The sequence below is a fragment of the Streptomyces sp. NPDC088812 genome, assembly GCF_044750285.1.
Classification (GTDB): domain Bacteria; phylum Actinomycetota; class Actinomycetes; order Streptomycetales; family Streptomycetaceae; genus Streptomyces.
In genome coordinates, this window is record NZ_JBIVJP010000026.1 from 141,725 (window position 1) to 158,716 (window position 16,992).

General features: G+C 73.1%; 17 protein-coding genes and 1 pseudogene. 6 read left to right on the top strand and 12 right to left on the bottom strand.

Going from position 1 to position 16,992, the window contains the following annotated elements; translation table 11 throughout:
• From ACIP67_RS36205 to ACIP67_RS36235, 7 genes are all read right to left on the bottom strand, one after another.
• Positions 1-477: a hypothetical protein gene (locus tag ACIP67_RS36205; protein ID WP_401697602.1), complete on the bottom strand. Its 477-nt coding sequence runs from the start codon at positions 475-477 to the stop codon at positions 1-3.
• A gap of 244 nt (positions 478-721) precedes the next feature.
• Positions 722-1,405: a uracil-DNA glycosylase gene (ung, locus tag ACIP67_RS36210; RefSeq protein WP_401697604.1), complete on the bottom strand. Its 684-nt coding sequence runs from the start codon at positions 1,403-1,405 to the stop codon at positions 722-724.
• Between the two features lie 310 nt (positions 1,406-1,715).
• The gene (locus ACIP67_RS36215) at positions 1,716-2,477 is read right to left on the bottom strand and encodes an SDR family oxidoreductase (RefSeq protein ID WP_401697605.1); all 762 of its coding nucleotides are present in this window, start codon (positions 2,475-2,477) and stop codon (positions 1,716-1,718) included.
• A gap of 19 nt (positions 2,478-2,496) precedes the next feature.
• Positions 2,497-3,258, bottom strand: a complete 762-nt coding sequence (gene fabG / locus ACIP67_RS36220) for a 3-oxoacyl-ACP reductase FabG (protein WP_401697606.1) — start codon at positions 3,256-3,258, stop codon at positions 2,497-2,499.
• Positions 3,259-3,396: 138 nt separating this feature from the next.
• Positions 3,397-3,813, bottom strand: coding sequence for a DUF3037 domain-containing protein (locus ACIP67_RS36225; protein ID WP_385076455.1), 417 nt, complete (start codon positions 3,811-3,813; stop codon positions 3,397-3,399).
• Entirely contained in the window at positions 3,810-4,565 is a 756-nt protein-coding gene (locus ACIP67_RS36230; RefSeq protein ID WP_401697608.1) for a HipA family kinase, read from the bottom strand. The genes ACIP67_RS36225 and ACIP67_RS36230 overlap by 4 nt, the downstream gene beginning before the upstream one ends.
• Before the next feature lie 782 nt (positions 4,566-5,347).
• Positions 5,348-5,503, bottom strand: coding sequence for a hypothetical protein (locus ACIP67_RS36235; protein WP_401697609.1), 156 nt, complete (start codon positions 5,501-5,503; stop codon positions 5,348-5,350).
• Positions 5,504-5,806: 303 nt separating this feature from the next.
• On the opposite strand from ACIP67_RS36235, the gene ACIP67_RS36240 reads away from it, so the two are divergent.
• From ACIP67_RS36240 to ACIP67_RS36250, 3 genes are all read left to right on the top strand, one after another.
• Positions 5,807-5,962 (top strand): hypothetical protein, encoded by a 156-nt coding sequence (locus tag ACIP67_RS36240; protein ID WP_401697611.1) that lies wholly within the window; start codon positions 5,807-5,809, stop codon positions 5,960-5,962.
• 430 nt (positions 5,963-6,392) lie between these two features.
• Complete coding sequence (locus tag ACIP67_RS36245; protein ID WP_401697612.1) at positions 6,393-6,887, top strand: Rieske (2Fe-2S) protein; 495 nt, start codon at positions 6,393-6,395, stop codon at positions 6,885-6,887.
• A 282-nt stretch (positions 6,888-7,169) separates the two neighbouring features.
• Positions 7,170-7,637: a pyridoxamine 5'-phosphate oxidase family protein gene (locus ACIP67_RS36250; protein WP_401697614.1), complete on the top strand. Its 468-nt coding sequence runs from the start codon at positions 7,170-7,172 to the stop codon at positions 7,635-7,637.
• Positions 7,638-7,776: 139 nt separating this feature from the next.
• Here ACIP67_RS36250 and ACIP67_RS36255 read toward each other — a convergent pair whose 3' ends face one another.
• Positions 7,777-8,679: a LysR family transcriptional regulator gene (locus tag ACIP67_RS36255; RefSeq protein ID WP_401697616.1), complete on the bottom strand. Its 903-nt coding sequence runs from the start codon at positions 8,677-8,679 to the stop codon at positions 7,777-7,779.
• 74 nt (positions 8,680-8,753) lie between these two features.
• Between ACIP67_RS36255 and ACIP67_RS36260 the strand changes: the two genes are divergently transcribed.
• Positions 8,754-9,689 (top strand): DMT family transporter, encoded by a 936-nt coding sequence (locus ACIP67_RS36260; protein WP_401697618.1) that lies wholly within the window; start codon positions 8,754-8,756, stop codon positions 9,687-9,689.
• A gap of 170 nt (positions 9,690-9,859) precedes the next feature.
• Here ACIP67_RS36260 and ACIP67_RS36265 read toward each other — a convergent pair whose 3' ends face one another.
• Positions 9,860-11,191, bottom strand: coding sequence for an aminotransferase class I/II-fold pyridoxal phosphate-dependent enzyme (locus ACIP67_RS36265; RefSeq protein ID WP_401697620.1), 1,332 nt, complete (start codon positions 11,189-11,191; stop codon positions 9,860-9,862).
• Between the two features lie 35 nt (positions 11,192-11,226).
• Here ACIP67_RS36265 and ACIP67_RS36270 point away from each other — a divergent pair, with 35 nt between their 5' ends.
• Positions 11,227-11,922, top strand: coding sequence for a pyridoxamine 5'-phosphate oxidase family protein (locus ACIP67_RS36270; RefSeq protein WP_401697621.1), 696 nt, complete (start codon positions 11,227-11,229; stop codon positions 11,920-11,922).
• Between the two features lie 347 nt (positions 11,923-12,269).
• On the opposite strand, the gene ACIP67_RS36275 is transcribed toward ACIP67_RS36270, so the two are convergent.
• From ACIP67_RS36275 to ACIP67_RS36285, 3 genes and pseudogenes are all read right to left on the bottom strand, one after another.
• Positions 12,270-13,292, bottom strand: coding sequence for an EamA family transporter (locus ACIP67_RS36275; protein ID WP_401697623.1), 1,023 nt, complete (start codon positions 13,290-13,292; stop codon positions 12,270-12,272).
• Between the two features lie 595 nt (positions 13,293-13,887).
• Positions 13,888-14,217 (bottom strand): annotated as a pseudogene (locus ACIP67_RS36280) (peptidase); the annotation flags it as partial.
• Positions 14,218-14,504: 287 nt separating this feature from the next.
• A complete protein-coding gene (locus tag ACIP67_RS36285; protein ID WP_401697625.1) occupies positions 14,505-15,161 on the bottom strand; it encodes a PadR family transcriptional regulator in 657 nt (218 codons plus the stop codon).
• A 242-nt stretch (positions 15,162-15,403) separates the two neighbouring features.
• On the opposite strand from ACIP67_RS36285, the gene argG reads away from it, so the two are divergent.
• Positions 15,404-16,858, top strand: coding sequence for an argininosuccinate synthase (argG, locus tag ACIP67_RS36290; protein WP_401697627.1), 1,455 nt, complete (start codon positions 15,404-15,406; stop codon positions 16,856-16,858).
• Positions 16,859-16,992: the final 134 nt, after the last annotated feature.

Genomic DNA, 16,992 nt, shown 5'->3' on the forward strand with positions numbered 1-16,992 from the left:
CTACGCACCGCCGGGATGGCCGCAGCCGGGCTCCCCCAGCCGCAGCTCCATCCTGATGATGGCCGCCCGCACCCCGTCCGCGTAGCTGTCGTCGCCGAGCGCGCCGGCCGCTCCCCGCGCCCTGCGCACATGGGCACGGGCGGCCTCGGAGCGGCCCAGCTTCACGTAGTCCGCCGCCAGGTTGAGCTGGAGCGAGGGGTACAGCGCCCGCACCTCGGGCGAGTCACCGTCCTCCTCCGCCGCCGTCAGGGCCCGCAGGTCCCAGGCCAGCTCGTCGAACGGGTCGTCCTGGGTGTCGGCGAGGTAGTGGGCCAGTGTGCAGCGGTGCAGCGCGTCACCGTCCTCGCCGATCTCCGTCCACAGCTCGAGCAGGCGGCGCCGGGCCTCCTCGCGGTCACCGCCGTGGTGCAGCATCACGACCTGTCCGATGCGCGTCAGCACGGCGTCCGGCGCCGTCTGCCCCTGTCGATCCACCACGGCGGCCTCCTTGCGTCGTTGCCACGAGGGCACGCTAACCGCAGCCGGTGACGATCCCGGTCAGGCTCCACCGGACCGGTCACAGTCGGACCGGACCGGTCCCGGGCGAAGCGGGCCGGTCGGAGTCGGAACGGACCGGTCCGGGGCGAAGCGGGCCGGTCGCAGTCGGACCGGACCCGGGCGAACCGGGCCGGTCGGAGTCGGACCGGGCGGGCCGGAGTCGGAACGGCCGGCCCGGGAGGGGTCAGGCCAGGTTCGGGATCGTCCAGTCGATCGGCTCGTGGCCCTGCCGGGACACCGCCTCGTTGATCTGGGTGAACGGCCGGGAGCCGAAGAACTTCTTCGCGGACAGCGGGGAGGGGTGCGCGCCCTTGACCACCACGTGCCGCGTCTCGTCGATCAGGGGCAGCTTCTTCTGCGCGTAGTTGCCCCAGAGGACGAAGACCGCCGGGTCGGGCCGGTCGGCCACGGCCCGGATCACCGCGTCCGTGAACTTCTCCCAGCCCTTGCCCTTGTGCGAGTTCGCCTCGCCGGAGCGGACGGTGAGGACGGCGTTGAGCAGCAGCACGCCCTGCTGGGCCCACGGCATGAGGTAGCCGTTGTCGGGGACGGGCGTGCCCAGCTCCTCGTGCATCTCCTTGTAGATGTTGCGCAGCGACGGCGGGATCTTCACGCCGGGCCGCACCGAGAAGCACAGGCCGTGCCCCTGGCCCTCGCCGTGGTACGGGTCCTGGCCGAGGACCAGGACCTTCACCCGCTCGTACGGCGTCGCGTCGAGCGCGGCGAAGACCTCCTCGCGCGGAGGGTAGACGGGACCCTTCGCTCGCTCCTCCTCGACGAACTCGGTCAGCTCCTTGAAGTAGGGCTGCTGCAGCTCGTCGCCCAGGACCCCGCGCCAGGACTCGGGCAGCATGGCGATGTCGGTCACGTCAACGTCCTTCGTCGTGCGGTCACTTCCAGACCACAGAACCTACAGTCGACCACTGACAACGGGCACCGCGGTCCGCCCACCGGCCGGCGCGGGCCCGCCGGCGGGCGCGCCGGCCGCTCTACCAGCTGGTCTCGCGGGACAGCTCCCACACCATCATGATCGTCGACGGGTCCGGCGCCCGCTCCCCGCCGGAGATGTCCCGTCGGAGGTGACGACGTCGTCATGGCACCGTGTGCGGCCTGCGGGACGCGCAGGGCGCCGCCTCCGGCCGGGAGGCGGCGCCCTGGGGCCGTGCGGGGCGGGGCGGTCAGCCCACGCCGGCGTTGAGGAAGATGCCGCCGTCGACGACGAGCGTCTGGCCGGTGACCCAGTCCGACTGCTCGGAGGTCAGGAACGCGGCGGCGCCGCCGATGTCGGAGGGCACGCCGAGCCGGCCCAGCGGGTAGGAGGCCGCCGCCTCGGTCTCCCGGCCCTCGTACAGGGCCTGTGCGAACTTGGTCTTCACCACGGCCGGGGCGATCGCGTTCACCCGTACCCCCGGCGCGAACTCGTGCGCCAGCTGCTGGGTCAGGTTGATCATCGCGGCCTTGCTGACGCCGTACGCGCCGATGAAGGGCGAGGCCGACAGGCCCGCGACCGAGGCGATGTTGACGATGGCGCCGCCGTTGTCCTTCTGCCAGGCGTGCCAGGTCTTCTGGGCGAAGCCGAGGGCGGAGACCACGTTGGTCTCGAAGACCTTGCGGGCCACGTCCAGGTCGAGGTCGGCGATCGGCCCGAAGACCGGGTTCGTGCCGGCGTTGTTGACCAGGTAGTCGATGCGGCCGAAGGCCTCCATCGTGCGGTCGACGACGGCCGCCTGGTGGTCCAGGTCGTGGGCCCGGCCGGCGACGCCGATGACGCGGTCGGCCCCGAGCTTCTCGACGGTCTCCTTGAGGGCGTCCTCGTTGCGGCCGGTGATGCAGAGCCGGTCGCCGCGGGCGAGGAGTGCCTCGGCGACGCCGAGGCCGATGCCGCGGCTGGCGCCCGTGATCAGGGCGACCTTGCCGGAGAGTGCGGGCAGTTCAGTCATGTCGGTGACCCCTGGTGAGCTAGTTGAGCGGTCCGCCGGCGACGTACAGCACCTGGCCGGAGACGAATCCGGCGGCCTCGCCCGTGAAGAAGGCGATCGCGTTGGCGATGTCGTCGGGCTCGCCGACGCGCTGCACCGGGATCTGCGAGGCGGCCGCCTTCTGGAAGTCCTCGAAGCCCATGCCGACCCGGGCGGCGGTCGCGGCCGTCATGTCGGTGACGATGAAGCCGGGGGCGACGGCGTTGGCGGTGATGCCGAACTTGCCGAGCTCGATGGCGAGGGTCTTGGTGAAGCCCTGCAGGCCGGCCTTGGCGGCGGAGTAGTTGGCCTGGCCCCGGTTGCCGAGCGCGGAGGACGAGGAGAGGTTGACGACGCGGCCGAAGCCGGCGTCGACCATGTGCTTCTGGACGGCCTTGGTCATCAGGAACGAGCCGCGCAGGTGCACGTTCAGGACCGTGTCCCAGTCGGAGGCGCTCATCTTGAACAGCAGGTTGTCACGGAGCACGCCCGCGTTGTTGACGAGGATCGTCGGGGCGCCGAGCTCCTCGACGACACGGGCGACGGCCGCCTCGACCTGGGCCTCGTCGGAGACGTCGGCGCCGACCGCGATCGCCCGGCCGCCCGCCGAGGTGATCTTCTCGACGGTGTCCTTGCAGGCGGCCTCGTCGAGGTCGACGACCGCGACCGCGCGGCCCTCGGCGGCCAGTCGTACGGCCGTGGCGGCGCCGATGCCGCGTGCCGCGCCCGTGACTACTGCGACCCGCTGCTCAGTGGTGGACATTGCTGCTTCTCCTCGCCCTTGGGGTGCGGCTCCGCACGATCGGCTCCATCGGTGACCGACCGCTTAGTACCTTCAGCAGACGTGACGCTAGAAGCCCTGGCACCCGGTGTCAACGGCGCAGCGCGGGCGTGTGATCGATTACCTCACCAGCAGCGTGAGGAGCCGCTCCGTCTCGGCGGCCGCGTCGGTGGTGAGCCCGGTGTGCACGGGGCCGGGCTGGACGACGGCGGAGCGGGGCGCGATCAGCCAGCGGAAACGCCGGCCGGCGTCGTCACCGGCCGCCTGACCGGCCGCGTCGCCGCCGCCGCACACCGTCTCCACCGCCCGCAGGGCGGCGCGGACGCCGGCCACGTCCGCGTGCGGGTCGAGGGCGAGCAGCCGGGCCTCGTCGAGGTGGGTGCGGGCGCCCACGTAGGCCTGGGCCCGGCAGTAGACGAGCACGCCGGCGTTGATGCACTCGCCGCGCTCGACGCGGGGGACGACCCGCAGCAGGGCGTACTCGTAGACGTCCCGTTCGTTCGCCTCGCTGGCCCTGATGATGTGGCGGTCGTTCACTCGGCCCCCTTGATGCGTTCGTGGATGACGGCGGCGCGCGCCAGGAGGGGCGCCGCGTAGGCGCGGCGCAGCGCGTCCGGGGTGTCGAAGCCGGGCTCGTCGGCGAGCCAGACGTCCGGGATCTCGGCGGTGACCTCGGCGAGGAGGTCCTCGGTGACCAGGGGGGCCAGTTCGGCGGCCGCGGCGGCGGTGTCCGGCCGGAAGCGGGCGAGAGCGTGGTCGCCGGCGTCGTAGGGGCGGGCGGCGGAGGTCTCGGCGGAGGGCCAGTTGTGGTGCCAGATGAGGGTGGCGCCGTGGTCGATGAGCCACAGGTCGCCGCGGTGGACGAGCAGGTTGGGGTTGCGCCAGGAGCGGTCGACGTTGTTCACCAGCGCGTCGAACCAGACGATCCGGCCGGCCTCCTCGGGGCTCACCGGGAAGGCGAGCGGATCGAAGCCGAGGGCGCCGAAGAGGAAGTCCATGCCGAGGTTGGTGCCGCGGCTGGAGCGCAGCAGGTCCTGTACCTGCTGGTCGGGTTCGCCGAGCCCCAGCACCGGGTCGACCTCCACGGTCACCAGGCGGGGCATCCGCAGACCCAGCCGGCGGGCGAGTTCGCCGCAGACCACTTCCGCGACGAGCGTCTTACGGCCCTGTCCGGCGCCGGTGAACTTCAGGACGTAGGTGGCGAGGTCGTCGGCCTCGATCAGTCCCGGCAGCGAGCCGCCCTCGCGCAGGGGCGTGATGTAGCGGGTGGCGGTGACCTCGGTCAGCATTTCGCCAGGCTACGCGATGCGTTGACCTTGCAATCCGTGACCTCCCCGAGATCCCCGAGTTCCGGGGAGTCAGCCACGACCGGCCTGGGAGAATCCGGGCCCGAACGCTTCGCCCTGTCGAAGCCCGCACCCCGGAGCGGGCACGACAGCCATGCGGTTCCCTGGGCTGATCGCGTCGCGGACCCGCAGCGCCGTCTCCGGCGACCACGCCTCTCGACGTTCCCGCGGCGCCTTGGGCCGGCGCACGGACTTCGCGCGCATCGGGTTCCCGGCGAGACGCTTGTCGTCGACGGCACCGCGAGGATCGCGTCACGTCGGGCTCCGTCGGGCAGTCGCGGATGCGAAGCGAGCTTCGTTGGGGAGGTGGCCCGGGAGCGCTGGAAGGCGTCCGAGTGCCCCGGGGCAACGTCCGTGATGTCCGGCCAGGCTTCGGCCTCAGGTCAGAACCGTCTCCGGGGCGTTCGCCGAGAGGGCGCTCATCATCGAGAGTCAGGTGAGCAGGTGAGCTTTCACGGCCGTCTCGCCCCCGGAGGGGGACGCATGGGCCGAAGGGTGCGAGACGGGGCATGGCTTATGCGCCTTCGCGCGCAGGCGCTCCGAGGGCGTTCGTGGTCATGGTGGCGAGGGCGCCGCAAATGCCCTGCGGCAGGCGTCGATCGCGGGGTGAGCGGCAGCGTCGCGCCTGCTCGCCGTGAGGATGCGCCGCGTGTACGGACCGTTCGGGATGGCCACCAACGCCACGTTCGGGTCCTTGGAGGCGCCGAGGAGGTCGGGCAGGATGGCTACGGCGTGGCGTCGGCGACCAGCTGTTGCTGTACGAGCAGATCGTCGGTGGTGAAGCGGATGTCCGGTTCGAACCCGGCCTCCCGGCACAGCATGCGCATCCAGTTCCGCGACGCACTGCCCGACGGCTCGGCTACCCAGGCACGCTGAGCCACGGCCTCCCAGACGCGGTCCGCCGCCATGGCATCGGCATCGGCATCGGCGATCGGCGATCGGCAGCGCGATGCGCATGGGGTCCTGGAACAACTCCTGGTAGTCGATATCGCTTTGTCGTGGAAGTGGCTGATGCGGGAATTCCTCGGCGATGACGAGGTCGTACTCGTGAGCCAGCATGCGGGACAGGGCGACCTGCGGTTCGACCTGAAAGACCTCGACCCGGATGCCGGGGTGCTGGGTGTCCAGGGTCGTCAGGCCCGGTCAACCTCAGCAGCGAGGACTTCGGAGTCTTCGCACGTCGGGTGCCGGGCTGTTTCGCCTTCATCGGCAACGGCACCGAGCCCGGACGGGGTGGTGCCCCTCTGCACAGCGTGGACTACGACTTCAACGATGACGTCCTGGAACTCGGCGTCCAGTACTACGTCACCCTCGTCCGTGCCCTCCTGGCCGAAAGCTGACCAACGCCTGCGAAGTACAGCTTCCCGTCGGCCGCTGCGCCGGTGGGGAGCAGGCCCCTAGCGGATCCGCGCCGTCGGGGCCACAGCCGATTCCGGGGAGCGCCACCTGGCCCTCCCCGGAATCGGCATGCCCGCGTACGTGAACAGGCCACAGGACACAGACAGGGGTGTGATGTAACGGGTTGCGGCGACTGCCTTGAGTATCGTCCCAGGCCACTGGGGTGCGGGGCCCGGCCCCGCCCGGCCGACAGCTCCGCGACAGCCGTGGCTTACGCCGCCCTCACCCCGGAGGGGCCACCATCTCGAACATTGTCCGGGCAGAACGACCGACGGACGGCCGACGGACGGCCGACGCACGGCTTGAACACCGCGCGCCCTCGGCCCGTACCTTCCCGCAGATCACCGAACCTCCCCGGAAGGGATTCCCCGCATGACCAGCGCATCGATCAAACCCGTGCCGACCCCCGCCCGCCGTACCGTCGTGGCGGCCGCCGGAGCCGCGGGACTCGCCGTCGCGCTGACCGCGTGCGGAGGCTCCGACGACGACACGTCGGGCTCCTCGGCCTCGGCCGGCACCTCGGGCTCTTCCGGATCGACCGGCGGCTCCGGGTCGGCGGACACCGGCGGCGCGGCGGCCGACGGCGCGCTCACGACCACCGCCGAGATCCCCGAGGGCGGCGGCAAGGTCTTCGAGGCCCAGAAGGTGGTCGTCACCCAGCCGGCGGCGGGCGAGTTCAAGGCCTTCTCGGCGGTCTGCACCCACCAGGGGTGCGCGGTGAAGAGCATCGCGGACGGCGTCATCAACTGCCCGTGCCACAACAGCAACTTCTCGATCACGGACGGCAGCGTGCAGAGCGGCCCGGCGACCAAGCCGCTGCCCGAGGTGCAGATCACGGTCAGCGGGGACGCGATCACCCTCGCCTGAGCGGGCCCGGTCCCCTCCGGGCGGGCAGGCACCTCGTCCCCGGTCGCGACCGTGGCGACCGGTACGGGAGTGGCTACCGGTACGGGGTGGCGACCTGTACGGAGTGACGACCTGTACGGAGTGACGACCTGTACGGGGTGGCGACCTGTACGAGGGTGCGGCGGATCATGGCGGGGGTGCGCTCCGGTGGCACCCCCGTACCGTTTGTCGGCATGGCGTCGGAGAATCGCCCGGGGCACGACGTGGGAGAAGCGAAGCGAACAGGGAAGAGGAGAGGGCCGGATGACCGTCACTCAGCGCCGGGGCCGGAAGATCATGATGACGCCGGGCGAGCTGGACTCGTTCCTGACCGCCCAGCGCACCTGCCGGGTCGCCACCGTCTCCGCCGACGGCGCCCCGCACGTCAGCGCCCTGTGGTTCCTGTGGGACGGCTCCGCGCTGTGGCTGTACTCGGTGGTGCGCAGCAAGCGGTGGGCGGACCTGCGGCGCGATCCGCGGGTCGCGGTCGTGGTCGACACGGGCGAGGAGTACGAGTCGCTGCGCGGCGTCGAGCTGTCCGGCACCGTGGAGTTCGTGGGCGAGATCCCGCGCACCGGGGAGCTGTGCGCCGAACTCGACGTGGTGGAGACGCTGTTCGCCCGCAAGAACTTCGGGCTGGACTCGATTCCGCACGACGGGCGGCACGCGTGGCTGCGGCTGCGACCGGAGAAGACCGTGTCCTGGGACTTCCGCAAGCTCGCCGGCGGATAGCCGGACAGACAGACAGGCGGATAGGCGGGCAGGCCGATGGACAGATGGGCGGACAGGCCGGCGGACGGAGCGGACGGCACCCGTCGGCCCGGAACCGTCAGTCCAGGCTCTTCGCCGCGGACCCATCGGTCCGGACCCGTCAGTCCAGGTTCTTCGCCGCCGACTTCAGCGCACCGACCGCGGCCCGGATCGACGGACGGCGGTCGGCGTCGGCCCGCCACACGGCGTAGACGTGCCGGCGCACCCGCTGCCGGAGCGGGACGGTGACGACTCCCTCCGGCACCGGCCGGCGGCCGAGCAGGGGCGCGATGCACACCCCCAGACCGGCGGCGACCAGGGCCATCTGGGTGTGGGTCTCGGCCGCCCGGTGGCCGACGATGGGCTCGATGCCGCGGGAGCGGAGCGTGAACATCAGCCACTCGTGGCAGAACTCGCCCTCGGCCCAGGTGATCCACTCGTCCTCGGCGAACTCCCCGAGATCCACCTCCTCCCGTCCGGCGAGGGGGTGCCCGGCGGGCATCGCCACCTCGGCCGGGTCGTCGAGGAGGGGTGCCTTGACCAGGCCGTCCGGGACCGGCATCGGCTTGTTGTACCAGTCGAGGACGACCGCGAGGTCGAGGTCGCCGCGCACCACCCCGGCGACGCCGTTCTCCGGCTCCAGCTCGCACGAGCGCACCCGCAGTCCGGGGTGCTCGGCGCGCAGGCCGGCCAGCGCGGTGGGGAAGAGGCCGCGCGCGGCGGTCGGGAAGGCCGACAGCCGCAGCTCGCCCACCACCTGCCCGCGGTGCGCCTCCAGGTCGGACTGCGCGAGTTCGACGTGCGACAGGATGCGGGCCGCGTGCTGGGCGAGCAGCCGCCCCGCGTCGGTCAGACGCACGCCCCGCCCGTGCCGGGCCAGGAGCTGCTGCCCGACCTCCCGTTCCAGTTTGGCCAGCTGCTGCGAGACGGCCGACGTGGTGATGTGCAGCCCGGAGGCCGCGGCGCTGACCGAGCCGTGCCGGGCGAGGGCGTCGAGGGTGCGCAGGCGCTCCAGGTTCAACATGTAAGCGATGCTACGCAATACCGCGCGCCGATTCTCGATTGTGCTACGAGGTTCTGTCCCGCACGGTGGTCACCATGACCACCACCGCCTCCGCCGCCCGTACCCGCGCCCCGGCCTCCGCCGCCCGCACCCGTCGCACCCTGGACTGGCGTCTGCGTTTCGCCGCCCTGTCGCTGATCTGGGGTTTCAGCTTCCTGCTCATCAAGGTGGGCACGCAGGGCTACGCGCCGTTCCAGGTGACGCTCGGCAGGCTGGTGTTCGGTACGGCGGTGCTGGCGGCCGCTATGGCGGTGCAGCGGGAGCGGCTGCCGCGCGGGGCGCGCACCTGGGGACATCTGACCGTCGCCGCCCTCCTGCTGAACGCGCTGCCGTTCTCCCTCTTCGCCTACGCGGAGCTGACGATCCCGTCCACGCTCGCCGGCATCTGCAACGCGACCTCGCCGCTGTGGGGCATGGCCCTGTCCCTGGTCGCCCTCTCCGAGGACCGGCCGACCCGGGTCAGGGTCGCGGGTCTGGGCCTGGGCTTCCTCGGCGTCCTCACCGTCCTCGGCGCCTGGCACGGCTTCGAGGGGCTCGACGCCCGGGGCACGGCCCTCGCCCTGCTGGCCTCCCTCAGCTACCCCATCGGCTGGATCTACGTCCGTCGCACCCTCGCCGGCACCGGCTCCTCGGCGCTGTCGATGACGGGGGCGCAGCTGCTCCTGGCGACCGTCCAGCTCGCCGTCGTGACCCCCCTGTTCACCAGCTTCCCGACCCGCCTCCCGCTGCTCCCGCTGCTCGCCGTCGCAGCGCTGGGCGCCCTCGGCACGGGCCTGGCGGTCCTGCTCCAGTACGGCCTGGTCACCGAGGTCGGCCCGACGACCGCCCAGATGGTCACGTACTTCATCCCGGTCATCGCCACGGCCGCGGGCGTCGCCCTCCTCGGCGAGTCGCTGAGCTGGTCGACACCGGTGGGGGCGGTGATCGTACTGGCCGGGGCGGCACTGACGCAGGCGAGGAGGACGTCGTAGTCCCGAGTCGGGCTGGTCCGGAGGACGGCGACCGACACCGGCGGTCGGCGCGGCGGTGTGCGGCTGGTGCGCCGGAGTACGACCGGCACGGCGGTGTACGACCCCTTGCGGCGGTGTGTGTGCGACCCCTTGCGGCGGTGTGTGCGACCGGTGCCGGCAGCCACCACGGCTCAGACGGGGCCGTGCCCCGGCGCGGACCGCACGGACGACGCGACCGCGTCCGCCAGGGCTGCGGTCTCCCCCTCACGCAGCGCCGAGACGGTGATCCGGATCCCGGGCGGCGAGCCGAGCCGGAACCGCGCCCCCGGCGCGACCGCCCACCCGGCGTTCAGCAGCCGCGCGACCGCTCCCGTCTCGTCCGGCACGGGCACCCACACGTTCATCCCGCTGCGCCCGCGCGCCGCGACGCCCCGCTCCGCCAGCGCGGCGAGCAACGCGTCGCGGCGGCCGCCGTACGACGCCGCGACCGCCCGCCCGTCGACCGCGCCGTCGGCCCACAGGCGCGCGACGGCCCGCTGGGTGATCCGGCTGACCCAGCCGGGGCCGAGCCGCTGCCGCCCCCGGACCCGGTCCAGGGTGAGGTCGTCCCCGGTGAGGACGGCGAGCCGCAGGTCGGGGCCGTACGCCTTGTCGGCCGAGCGCACGAACGCCCAGTGCCGGGTGGCCCCGGCGAGGGCGTGCAGGGGCAGGTCGACGATCCGGTGGCCGTGGTCGTCCTCGACGAGCAGGGTGTGCGGGTGCTCGCGCAGTACGCCGCGCAGGGCACGCGCGCGGGGCGCGCTGACGGCGGCGCCGGTCGGGTTCTGCGCCCGGTCGGTGACGATCAGGGCGCGCGCGCCGGCCCGCAGGGCGCTCTCCACGTCCTCGGGCAGCGGCCCGTCGTCGTCCAGGCCGACCGGGACCGTGCGCAGTCCGAGCGCCGGTACGAGGTCGAGCAGCGACCCCCAGCCGGGGTCCTCGACGGCCACGGTGTCACCGGGTCTGAGGTGCGCGGCGAGGACGCGCTCGACGGCGTCCAGGCAGCCGGTGGTGACGGCCACGGGTCCGGCCGGGACGCCGTCCGCGTCGAGTTCCGCCCGGGCCAGGCGCGCGAGTTCGGGCTCCACGGGCTCGTGTCCGTACAGGACCGGCTCGCGGTCGCCCTGTGCGGCGGCCCACGCGAAGGCCGGAGCCAGGGCCGGCAGGAGGGCGGGATCGGGATTGCCGGCGGCCACGTCCCGCACCCCCTCCGGGACCTCCACCCGGATGAACTCGCGCGCGGTGGTGGCCGGTTTCGACCGCACCCGGCTGCCGCGGCGTCCGTCGGTCTCGATCACCCCGCGCTCGCGCAGGGTGCGGTACGCGGCCGCGACGGTGTTGGGGTTCACCCCGAGGAGTTCCGCGAGCTCGCGCAGGGGCGGCAGCGGCTGCCCGGGGTTCAGCGCGCCGGCCGCCACCGCACGCTCGACGCTCGCGGAAATGTCGGCTGCGCGCCGACCCCTGATCGGATACTCTCCTAGCACAAACCAGATTATGCACTAGTGCAATGGAGGCCGCCATGCAGGAGAGGGTCGTACGGGGGACCGCGCAGCCGACACCGCCCGGCGCCTACACCCCGACCGACCGCACGGTCCCCACCCGGTCCGCGCAGAAGGCGTCGTACGACAAGGCCCTCGTGCACGCGATACTCGACGAGGGCTACGTCTGCCACCTGGGGTTCGTCCGCGACGGCGCGCCGGTCGTACTGCCGACGCTCTACGGCCGGGTCGGCGAGACGCTGTACGTCCACGGCTCGACGGGGTCCCGCCCGCTGCGGATGGCGGGGCAGGCCGACCCGGGGCTTGCGGTGTGCCTGACCGTGACCCACGTCGACGGTCTGGTCCTGGCCCGCTCGGCCTTCCACCACTCGATCAACTACCGCTCCGTGGTGGTGCACGGCCTCGCGTACGACGTGACCGACCCGGAGGAGAAGCGGGCGGCGCTCGACGCCCTGGTCGACCAGGTCGTCCCCGGCCGGGCCGCCGACTCCCGGCCCGCGGACAAGAAGGAACTGGCGGCCACCGCGGTGATCCGCCTCGACCTGAACGAGGTCTCGGCCAAGACCCGCACCGGCGGGGTGAACGAGGAGCCCGAGGATCTCGCGCTCCCTCACTGGGCGGGCGTGGTCCCCCTGCGCAAGGGCTACGGCACTCCGCTCCCGGACGCCGGCCTGGCGCCCGGCACCGCCGTCCCGGACTACCTCGCCGCGCTGTGACCACGGTCCGCCGGTGTCCGGTCGACAGAACGCTGCCGCGCCACTTCCCGCCGGCGTGAGCGGGACGAGTCCGGCCGGGCCGTGCCGGAAGCGCTGGGCGAGGCGACGGGCCCCGGGTCGCCGACCCGGCGCCGGTGAGCGGCGGGCCGCGGACGTCCTCCGTCGGCGGAACCGTCGCGCCCGGAACCGAGTGCCTGGGCGTGACGCACGGGAAGGCCCGGCTCAGGCGGCCGGAGGCGGCGGGACGAGGGCGGCCGGGGACCGTAGGGCGAAGGCGCCCGAAGACGGTGGGACGCGCGCGCCCGGAGGCGGCAGGACGCGCGCGTCCGGAGGCATGGATCGCCCCGTCAGGCGGCCGTCCCCCGCGCGGACAGCTCCCGCTCGGGGCTGCCGCCCGCCACCGGCTGGGCGGTTCCCTCGGACGGCGTGGACGGCGTGGACGGCGTGGACGACTGGGCGATGAACGCGCCCAGCAGGACCACCGCACCGCCCGCGATCTGCGGGGCCGAGAGGCGCTCACCGAGCAGGAACCAGGCCAGGACGGTGGCGATCACCGCCTCCAGGCAGGCCACCACCCCGGCGACCTGCGGAGAGAGCCGGCGAACGGAGACCACGCCGGTGACGTACGCGACGACCGTGGCGATCAGCACGATCCAGGCGAGCAGCAGCCAGGCCGGAACCTCGGCGTCGTCCATCCGGGCGGAGTGCGCAAGGACGGACCAGTCCATGCCCCAGGGGCGGGCGACGACCGTGAGGACGGCGGCTCCGGTGAGGAGGCCGTAGGCGATGACGCCGAGCGGGTCCGGGGCGCCGTCGCCGGAGTCGCTGCCCTGGTCGGACAGGACGAAGTAGCCGACCTGGCAGCAGGCGGCGGCCAGCGCGAGGAGCAGTCCGAGGGCGTCGAAGCCGAGCCCCGACCAGATCTCGACGACACAGGCGAGCCCGCCGGCCGCGAGGACCACACCGAGCGCGGCGGCACGCGTCACGGGCCGCCGCTGCACGAACCGCACCCAGCCCAGCACCAGGGCGGGCGCGAGGTACTCGACGAGCAGCGCGACGCCGACGGGGATACGGGAGATGGCCGCGAAGTAGAAGGCCTGGACACCGGCCACGCCGAGCAGCCCGAACCCGGCCAGGAGTGCGGGCCGGCGGCGCAGCAGCGCACGGTGGCGCACGGCGAGCGGGAGCATCACCAGGGCCGCACCGGTCACCCGGAGCCACACCACGTGCAGCGGATCGAGGCCCGCCTCGATCAGCGGTTTCGCCGCGACCCCGGATCCGCCGAAGGCGATGGCCGACCCGACCGCCAGCGAGAGCCCCACGGCCCTTCCACGGTTGCCCTGACTGCTCACAGACGTATGCACCGGCACATGATGACAGGCGACGACATGAGCGTCATCCCTGTTGACACCTGTCTCAGCGGCTGGACGGGGAACCGGCGGCCGGGAGTCCCGCCCGCACCGCGCGGACGTCGACGCCGGCGCGGCCGAGGACCTCGACCGCCCGGGCCCCGGGATCGGCGACGAGCGCCGGCAGCAGGTCGACGCCACGGGCCGCCGCGCCGTCGGCACGGCCGGCGGCCCGCACGCACGCGTGCCGCAGCGCGGCGGCGGCGACGGGCGAGAAGCCCTCGGCCGCGGGGCGGCCCCGCGGAGCGTCGGAATCCGCAGCCAGCGGCTCACCTGCCGGCCCAGCCGCCGCCCCCGCTGCCGGCCCGGCCACCAGCCCTGCCGTCTCCCCCGCCGCCGGCCCCGCCACCAGCCCTGCCGTCTCCCCCGCCGCCGGCCCCGCCACCAGCCCTGCCGTCTCCCCCGCCGCCGGCCCCGCCATCGCCCCCGCCGTCGGCCCGGCTGCCGGCCCGGCCACCAGCCCCGCCGTCACCCCAGCCGTCACCCCAGCCGCCGGCCCCGCCGCCGGCCCCGCCGTCGGCCCCTCCGCAGGGGAGAGGGCGTCGTCGACGGCGGGCACGGCCGGCAGGGCTCCGGAGTCCTCGACCCCGCCCTGCCAGCGCAGGCCGTAGCCGATGCTGCGCTGGGCGAGGTAGCCGAGGAGCCGGGCGAGCCGTGGGCTGCCGTCGAACACGGCGCGCACCTCGGGGTCGTGCTCCAGGAGGGAGTGCAGGAGGTGGGCCGTGTCGATCTGCCGGTCCCCGTCCCGGGCGGCGCGGCGTCGCGCGCCGGCGAGCGCCGCCGTCAGTTCCGCACTGAGCCCGGCGTCGCCGTCCACGGCTCGGGCCGCCCCGTCGCCGCCCGACTGCCGGGGGATCTCGCCGGACGAGGGCCCGGAGGTACGCATGTGCACATCCCCACCCCATCAGCCCCGACCCGGCACGTCATCGACGGAGGGGAGCATCTGCGCATCCCACGCGGAGCGGACCCCGGCGCACGGAATCTCCTCCGCAGGGAGGATATCTGGCCATTGTCCGCTCAGCGGGGCACGTTTCCTGCTGTGCACGGATGCCCGTGCAGGGCGCTCATCGACCGGCCGCGCACCCCCGCCCCGCGGCCAGGGCGCCACCGTACGCACAAGGGGCGCCCCGCGGGACTGTCCCGCGGGGCGCCCGTCTCACGGCGGGGAGGCCGTCAGTCCTCGTCGGCGAGGATCAGGTACAGCTTCTTGCGCGCTTCGTTGATGACGGCCAGCGCCTTCTCGCGCTGCTCCTTGCTGCCGGTCTTCCAGACCTGGCCGAAGGCCTCCATCAGACCGAAGCCGGCCTGGCGGATCTCGCTGAGGGCCTCCCAGTCGACCCCGCGGGAGGCTTCCTCCCAGGGGGCGTCCGGGCCGCCCTCGGCCGCCGTACGGCCCGCGTCGGTGAGCGAGAACAGCTTCTTGCCGCCCTCCGACTCGCTGCTGATCAGGCCCTCGTCCTCCAACAGCTGGAGCGTGGGGTACACCGAGCCGGGGCTCGGCTTCCACGCGCCGCCGCTGCGCTCGGCGATCTCCTGGATCATCTCGTAACCGTGCATGGGCCGGTCCTTGAGCAGGGCCAGGATCGAGGCCCGCACGTCACCGCGCCGCGCCCTTCCCCTGGGCCCGCCGCGCCCTCGGCCGCCCCAGGGCCCGGGGCCGAAGCCCGGCCCGAAGCCGCCGCCGGGACCACCGGGGCCGAACCCCGGGCCACCCGGCCCGAACGGGCCGAAGGCCGCCCGTCGCCCTTCGAAGTCCGGCCCGAAATCGCCCCGGCCACGCCGAGAGGGGCCGCCCTGCCGATGTCCACGCTCGAATCCGTGGCTACGCATCGCCATCACTCCATTCATTCCATCGTTGATCTGTCGCGATGCTTCAACGATATATCGGAAAGGTGGGGATGACAAGTCCCCGCCCCTCCCCGACACAAAGCCCCTCACACCACCGAAACGTCCCGACGCCCACCCGCCCGACGTTCGCCCGACATCCGCCCGACGTCCCGCCCGGCACCCCGCCCGGAATTCCGCCCAGCACCGCCTTTGCATGATGATGCGCGACACTGCATACTCTTCCTATGTCCAAGGTCCTCACCTCCCTTCCCGCCGGCGAGCGCGTCGGCATCGCCTTCTCGGGCGGGCTCGACACCTCGGTGGCGGTCGCGTGGATGCGCGACAAGGGCGCCGTTCCGTGCACCTACACCGCCGACATCGGCCAGTACGACGAGCCCGACATCGCCTCGGTGCCCGGCCGCGCGAAGACCTACGGCGCCGAGATCGCGCGCCTGGTCGACTGCCGCGCGGCGCTGGTCGAGGAGGGCCTGGCCGCACTCGCCTGCGGGGCGTTCCACATCCGCTCGGGCGGGCGCGCCTACTTCAACACCACGCCGCTCGGCCGCGCCGTCACGGGCACGCTCCTGGTCCGGGCGATGCTCGAGGACAACGTCCAGATCTGGGGCGACGGCTCGACCTTCAAGGGCAACGACATCGAGCGGTTCTACCGGTACGGCCTGCTCGCCAACCCCCACCTGCGGATCTACAAGCCCTGGCTGGACGCGGACTTCGTGACCGAGCTCGGCGGCCGCAAGGAGATGTCGGAGTGGCTCGTCGCCCACGACCTCCCCTACCGCGACAGCACGGAGAAGGCGTACTCCACCGACGCCAACATCTGGGGTGCCACGCACGAGGCCAAGACCCTCGAGCACCTGGACACCAGCGTGGAGACCGTGGAGCCGATCATGGGCGTGCGGTTCTGGGACCCGTCGGTGGAGATCGCCACCGAGGACGTGACGATCGGCTTCGACCAGGGCCGCCCCGTCTCGGTCAACGGCAAGGAGTTCGCCTCCGCCGTCGAGCTGGTGATGGAGGCCAACGCCATCGGCGGCCGTCACGGCATGGGCATGTCGGACCAGATCGAGAACCGGATCATCGAGGCCAAGAGCCGCGGCATCTACGAGGCGCCCGGCATGGCCCTGCTGCACGCGGCGTACGAGCGCCTGGTCAACGCCATCCACAACGAGGACACCCTCGCCCAGTACCACACCGAGGGACGGCGGCTCGGCCGGCTGATGTACGAGGGCCGCTGGCTGGACCCGCAGGCGCTGATGGTGCGCGAGTCGCTGCAGCGCTGGGTCGGCGCGGCCGTCACCGGCGAGGTGACGCTGCGGCTGCGGCGCGGTGAGGACTACTCGATCCTCGACACCACGGGCCCGGCGTTCAGCTACCACCCGGACAAGCTGTCCATGGAGCGTACCGAGGACTCGGCGTTCGGCCCGGTGGACCGGATCGGCCAGCTCACCATGCGCAACCTCGACATCGCCGACTCGCGCGCCAAGCTGGAGCAGTACGCCGGCCTCGGCCTGATCGGCACCGGCAGCCCCGCCATCGGCGCCGCCCAGGCGGCCGCGACCGGGCTGATCGGCACCATGCCGGAGATGCCGGAGGGCGGCGCCGAGGCCATCGCCTCGCGCGGCGAGGTCTCCGTCGACGACGAACTGCTGGACCGCGCCGCGATGGAGTTCGGCACGGACTGACAGCGAGAAGCGGCAGCGACAGGGCCGGGTGGGGGGCCCCCCCCCCCCCACCCCCCCCGACCGTTACCCGAAAAACAGGGACAACCACCACAACACCCCAAACAAACTGAAAAAAGAACACACCCCCCAAACGA

What these genes read in the sequence shown, in the direction of transcription:
- argG (WP_401697627.1), top strand. Translation starts at nt 15,404, where the DNA reads ATGTCCAAGGTCCTCACCTCCCTTCCCGCCGGCGAGCGCGTCGGCATC.
- ACIP67_RS36230 (WP_401697608.1), bottom strand. Translation starts at nt 4,565, where the DNA reads ATGCTGACCGAGGTCACCGCCACCCGCTACATCACGCCCCTGCGCGAG.
- ACIP67_RS36215 (WP_401697605.1), bottom strand. Translation starts at nt 2,477, where the DNA reads ATGACTGAACTGCCCGCACTCTCCGGCAAGGTCGCCCTGATCACGGGC.
- ACIP67_RS36270 (WP_401697621.1), top strand. Translation starts at nt 11,227, where the DNA reads ATGCAGGAGAGGGTCGTACGGGGGACCGCGCAGCCGACACCGCCCGGC.
- ACIP67_RS36255 (WP_401697616.1), bottom strand. Translation starts at nt 8,679, where the DNA reads ATGTTGAACCTGGAGCGCCTGCGCACCCTCGACGCCCTCGCCCGGCAC.
- ACIP67_RS36245 (WP_401697612.1), top strand. Translation starts at nt 6,393, where the DNA reads ATGACCAGCGCATCGATCAAACCCGTGCCGACCCCCGCCCGCCGTACC.
- fabG (WP_401697606.1), bottom strand. Translation starts at nt 3,258, where the DNA reads ATGTCCACCACTGAGCAGCGGGTCGCAGTAGTCACGGGCGCGGCACGC.
- ACIP67_RS36285 (WP_401697625.1), bottom strand. Translation starts at nt 15,161, where the DNA reads ATGCGTAGCCACGGATTCGAGCGTGGACATCGGCAGGGCGGCCCCTCT.
- ACIP67_RS36250 (WP_401697614.1), top strand. Translation starts at nt 7,170, where the DNA reads ATGACCGTCACTCAGCGCCGGGGCCGGAAGATCATGATGACGCCGGGC.
- ACIP67_RS36260 (WP_401697618.1), top strand. Translation starts at nt 8,754, where the DNA reads ATGACCACCACCGCCTCCGCCGCCCGTACCCGCGCCCCGGCCTCCGCC.